Here is a 447-nt window from a genome sequence, read left to right as displayed (position 1 = left end):
CCCGCCAGGTTGCGTTGATAGAACGCGCTCGCCCGGAAGCGGCCGATACCCCGGGCGCTGATAGCAAAGTTGAGCTCTTTCTGCTCGAGAAATTCCCGGCGCTGCTTCTCGTTCATTACCCCCAAAACTACCTCCCGAGCCTTCTCCGGAGGCAGAGGCGAGGCGGTGGCCGGAACCAGCTTGCCATTCACCTTGATGGACGGCGGAACGCCGGCGGTAATAAAAAGATCTGAGGCCCCTTTCTCGACCATCAGCGACAATAAGCGATCAAAATCCATAGCGGTGTCCCGTAATTATCTAGAAGTTTTCCGGCATCTTGGCTTTTTCCCGGGCCACGTCGCGATTGACCAACCGACGCGCCACCAGATCGGCCAGGCACTGGTCCATGGTCTGCATGCCCAGGGAAGCACCGGTCTGAATGGCCGAGTACATCTGCGCCACCTTGTC

The 447-nt window shown here is 58.6% G+C and carries 2 pseudogenes; both read right to left on the bottom strand.

What is annotated here, in order from left to right:
* A pseudogene (locus B3520_RS05735) lies at positions 1–278 on the bottom strand (type IV pili twitching motility protein PilT); the annotation flags it as partial.
* A gap of 19 nt (positions 279–297) precedes the next feature.
* Positions 298–447 (bottom strand): annotated as a pseudogene (locus B3520_RS05730) (twitching motility protein PilT); the annotation flags it as partial.

The sequence above is a fragment of the Marinimicrobium sp. UBA4509 genome (assembly GCF_002388575.1).
In the GTDB taxonomy this organism is placed as follows: domain Bacteria; phylum Pseudomonadota; class Gammaproteobacteria; order Pseudomonadales; family Cellvibrionaceae; genus Marinimicrobium; species Marinimicrobium koreense.
Note: the sequence above shows the minus strand (reverse complement) of the source record. Positions and strands in the feature narration are given on the sequence as shown.